Origin of the sequence: Actinoplanes sp. NPDC048791 (genome assembly GCF_040650095.1) — a bacterium.
Taxonomy (GTDB): Bacteria; Actinomycetota; Actinomycetes; order Mycobacteriales; family Micromonosporaceae; genus Actinoplanes.
Window position 1 is genome coordinate 1 of the sequence record NZ_JBEZGQ010000846.1, and the last position, 3,654, is coordinate 3,654.

General features: G+C 67.7%; 5 protein-coding genes. 2 read left to right on the plus strand and 3 right to left on the minus strand.

Annotation, left to right across the window (positions count from 1 at the left end):
- Positions 1-217: 217 nt before the first annotated feature.
- Genes AB0C29_RS38240 through AB0C29_RS38250 form a run of 3 tightly spaced genes read right to left on the minus strand, consistent with a single transcriptional unit; the run spans position 218 to position 1,585 of the window.
- The gene (locus AB0C29_RS38240) at positions 218-541 is read right to left on the minus strand and encodes a DUF3140 domain-containing protein (protein ID WP_360831195.1); all 324 of its coding nucleotides are present in this window, start codon (positions 539-541) and stop codon (positions 218-220) included.
- Complete coding sequence (locus tag AB0C29_RS38245) at positions 534-749, minus strand: DUF2945 domain-containing protein (protein WP_360547849.1); 216 nt, start codon at positions 747-749, stop codon at positions 534-536. Before AB0C29_RS38245 ends, AB0C29_RS38240 begins: the two co-directional genes overlap by 8 nt.
- Positions 750-766: 17 nt before the next feature.
- The gene (locus AB0C29_RS38250) at positions 767-1,585 is read right to left on the minus strand and encodes a class I SAM-dependent methyltransferase (protein ID WP_360831198.1); all 819 of its coding nucleotides are present in this window, start codon (positions 1,583-1,585) and stop codon (positions 767-769) included.
- A 355-nt stretch (positions 1,586-1,940) separates the two neighbouring features.
- Between AB0C29_RS38250 and rpsA the strand changes: the two genes are divergently transcribed.
- Both rpsA and AB0C29_RS38260 read left to right on the plus strand, forming a co-directional pair.
- Positions 1,941-3,461: a 30S ribosomal protein S1 gene (rpsA, locus tag AB0C29_RS38255; RefSeq protein WP_360547845.1), complete on the plus strand. Its 1,521-nt coding sequence runs from the start codon at positions 1,941-1,943 to the stop codon at positions 3,459-3,461.
- Positions 3,462-3,550: 89 nt separating this feature from the next.
- Positions 3,551-3,654: dephospho-CoA kinase (locus AB0C29_RS38260; protein ID WP_360831201.1), on the plus strand; the 104-nt coding region annotated here is incomplete at its 3' end.

Below are 3,654 nucleotides of genomic sequence, written 5' to 3' on the forward strand. Positions count from 1 at the left end.
GGCCGCGCGAAACGGCGCACCCAGGCGACCGCGGACCTGGCCGCGGTCCGCACCCAGCGCCAGTCTCGCGGCGCAACCCCGACCGTCACCCGGCCCGAGGCAGGCGCACAATCACACAGGTTGGCGGACTGCCGGGCGCACCACGACCGCGCTTTTGAAGGCCCAGGCGCCCCGCATCCAGGACCACGATTTCAGCGAGAGCCAGAAGGCCCCGGGTCTACTTCTTCAGCGGGTCGTGACCCCAGTTCATCAGCGAGTACCGCCACTTCGTTTCCTTGACGTCGCCGTTCGGGCGCTGGGCCAGGTGCCGGTGGACGTACCCGGTCACCTTGCGCATGTGGGCCTCGTCCTCGTCCGTCAGATCACCCTTGCGGGTGTGCAGCAGCTTGATGATCTTCCGGCCTGAGTCGTGGCCGACCGATTCCGCGTTCTCCGACTTCTTCTGGCCGACCTCGCGGGACTCTTCCGTCTTCAGCCACTTCTCCAGCTCGCCGGCCGTCATGTTCACCGCCGCGCGGAAGTCCTCGTACACGTCAGTCACGGTGCAGCGCCCCCGGCTTGTGCACCGCTTCGCGGCCGGTCTTGTCGCTCTTGACCTTGTACTGCGGGTCGTCCTTCGATGCGTCGACCGTGCGGCCCGCCGCTTCGGTGCGCTTGGTGATCTTCTGCTCGACCTCGCCCTCGACCTTCTGGCCGTGGCTGCTCCACGACACGTGGTCGCCCTTGCTCAGGTTCTCGTCATGTGCCATGAGCTGCAGATACCCGGCTAGGAGGGCAAGTAACTCACGAAGATCGCGGTGCCCGGGAACAGCTTGCCGCGCAGCGGGCTCCACTGGCCCCAGATCTGTTCGTGGCCCTCCGGCCATTCCGGCTCGACCAGATCCGTCAGCACGAAGCCCGCCGCGACCAGCTCGCGGATCCGGTCGCCCAGGGTGCGGTGCTGCTCAACGTAGGTCGGCACGCCGTCGGCGTCCTGCTCCACGTACGGCCGGCGGTCGAAATACGGGTGCACCGCCAGCAGGCCGTCCTCGCCCGGCTCGTCGAGGAAGATCCATCGCATCGGGTGGGTGAGCGAGAACACCCATTTCCCGCCCGGTTTCAGCACCCGGGCCACCTCGCGCATCACCGCGCCCGAGTCGGCCACGAACGGGATCGCGCCGAACGCCGTGCAGACAACGTCGAACGAGGACGTGGCGAACGGCAGGGCCAGCGCGTCGGCCTGGACCAGCGGCACGCGTACCCCTGAGCGCTCGGCCGCCTCGCGGGCGTGCCGCAGCATGCCCGCCGACAGGTCCAACGCGACCGCGTCGGCACCTTGTCCGTCCAGCCAGCGGGCGCCGGCCGCCGCTCCCGCGCCCAGCTCCAGGATCCGTTTCCCGCGCACCTCGCCGAGCAGGCGCGCGTCGGCCTCCCGCAGCCCCTCCGGGCACCAGACGAAATCCACGTCGCCCAGGAATCTGCCGTGCTCGTCCTGGTAGTCGTCCGCGTCCAGGTCCCACCAGTGCCGGCTGGCGACCCGGCTCTCCGCATCGGTCACCGACCGGCGCAGGGTGCCGGCCACGGCGGTTGGTTGCGCTTCGATCACGCCCAAACGGTACGGGGACCGTACGACACTTCCCGTCCGAGGCTCGCGGACCCTTCACCCGGCGCTCAAAACGCCACAAAACGGCCGCTCAGAGCGGTTCCGCGGGAACAATGTGCCTCGGTCATCAGGAGGCCTTGCAACCTGTGGTAATGCGCACGGTAAGCTAGTCGATGCACTCGCGGATCGTGTGCCTCGGCAGGGAGCAGGTTCCGCAAGTCGTCGGTCCCAGCATGATCCTGCTCGCTTGATCTGACTCCAGTTGTCGTGATCACCGGATGTTCGTGCTGTGTCCGCCGTCAGTTCCGTGAGGGCGAGAGAGACACCACGACACCATCCGTTCGGAGCAACAGTCCACATGACGAGCAGCATCGAGGCCACCTCGAGCGCCAACAAGGTCACCGTCGACGATCTCGGCTCGGAGGAAGCATTCCTCGCAGCCATCGACGAGACCATCAAGTACTTCAACGACGGCGACATTGTCGAAGGCACCGTCGTCAAGGTCGATCGGGACGAGGTCCTGCTCGACATCGGCTACAAGACCGAGGGCGTCATCCCCTCGCGCGAGTTGTCGATCAAGCATGACGTGGACCCCGCGGAAGTGGTGTCGGTCGGTGACCACATCGAAGCCCTCGTCCTCACCAAGGAGGACAAGGAAGGTCGCCTGATCCTCTCGAAGAAGCGTGCGCAGTACGAGCGCGCGTGGGGCACGATCGAGAAGATCAAGGAGGACGACGGCGTCGTGCGCGGCTCCGTCATCGAGGTCGTCAAGGGCGGCCTCATCCTCGACATCGGTCTCCGTGGCTTCCTCCCGGCCTCGCTGGTCGAGATGCGCCGCGTGCGCGACCTGCAGCCGTACGTGGGCCGCGAGCTCGAAGCCAAGATCATCGAGCTGGACAAGAACCGCAACAACGTGGTCCTGTCCCGCCGGGCCTGGCTCGAGCAGACGCAGTCCGAGGTTCGCACCGAGTTCCTCAACAAGCTGCAGAAGGGCCAGGTCCGCAAGGGCGTCGTGTCCTCCATCGTCAACTTCGGTGCCTTCGTGGACCTGGGTGGCGTGGACGGCCTCGTGCACGTCTCCGAGCTCTCCTGGAAGCACATCGACCACCCGTCCGAGGTCGTCGAGGTCGGCCAGGAGGTCGAGGTCGAGGTGCTCGACGTCGACCTGGACCGCGAGCGCGTCTCGCTGTCGCTGAAGGCGACCCAGGAAGACCCGTGGCGCCAGTTCGCCCGCACCCACGCGATCAACCAGATCGTGCCGGGCAAGGTCACCAAGCTGGTTCCGTTCGGTGCGTTCGTCCGCGTGGACGACGGCATCGAGGGCCTGGTGCACATCTCCGAGCTGGCCGAGCGGCACGTCGAGCTGCCCGAGCAGGTCGTCCAGGTGGGCTCCGACGTCATGGTCAAGGTCATCGACATCGACCTCGAGCGTCGCCGGATCTCGCTGTCGCTCAAGCAGGCCAACGAGAACTTCGTCGAGGGCGAGGAGCACTTCGACCCGACCCTCTACGGCATGGCGGCGACGTACGACAACGAGGGCAACTACATCTACCCGGAGGGCTTCGACCCCGAGACGGGTGAGTGGCTCGAGGGCTTCGACAAGCAGCGCGAAGCGTGGGAGAAGCAGTACGCCGACGCTCGCGAGCGCTGGGAGGCCCACACCAAGCAGGTGCAGGCGTCCCGCGAGGCCGACGCCGAGGCCGCGCTCAACCCGGCTCCGGCCGGTGGCGTGACCACCTCGTCGTCCACCTCCACCTCCTCCACGTCGACGAGCTCCTCCGCGGGCCCGGCGCGTGCGGCGGAGGAGCCGGCCGGCACGCTGGCCACCGACGAGGCGCTCGCCGCTCTGCGCGAGAAGCTCGCCGGCGGCAAGGCCTGAGGTTCAGCGCCTGGCTTGCTAGCTAGTTGATCGGTCCGCAGGGCCGTCCGCGATTTCGGTCGCGGGCGGCCCTTCGGCATACTTGCCCGGTGTTGAAGGTCGGTCTCACCGGAGGAATCGGCGCGGGCAAGAGCGCCGTCGCCCAGCGCCTGGTCGCGCGCGGCGCGGTGCTCATCGACGCCGTCGGGCTGGC

Excerpts from the sequence above, each read along its gene's own strand:
- AB0C29_RS38245 (WP_360547849.1), bottom strand. The coding sequence starts at position 749 with ATGGCACATGACGAGAACCTGAGCAAGGGCGACCACGTGTCGTGGAGC.
- rpsA (WP_360547845.1), top strand. The coding sequence starts at position 1,941 with ATGACGAGCAGCATCGAGGCCACCTCGAGCGCCAACAAGGTCACCGTC.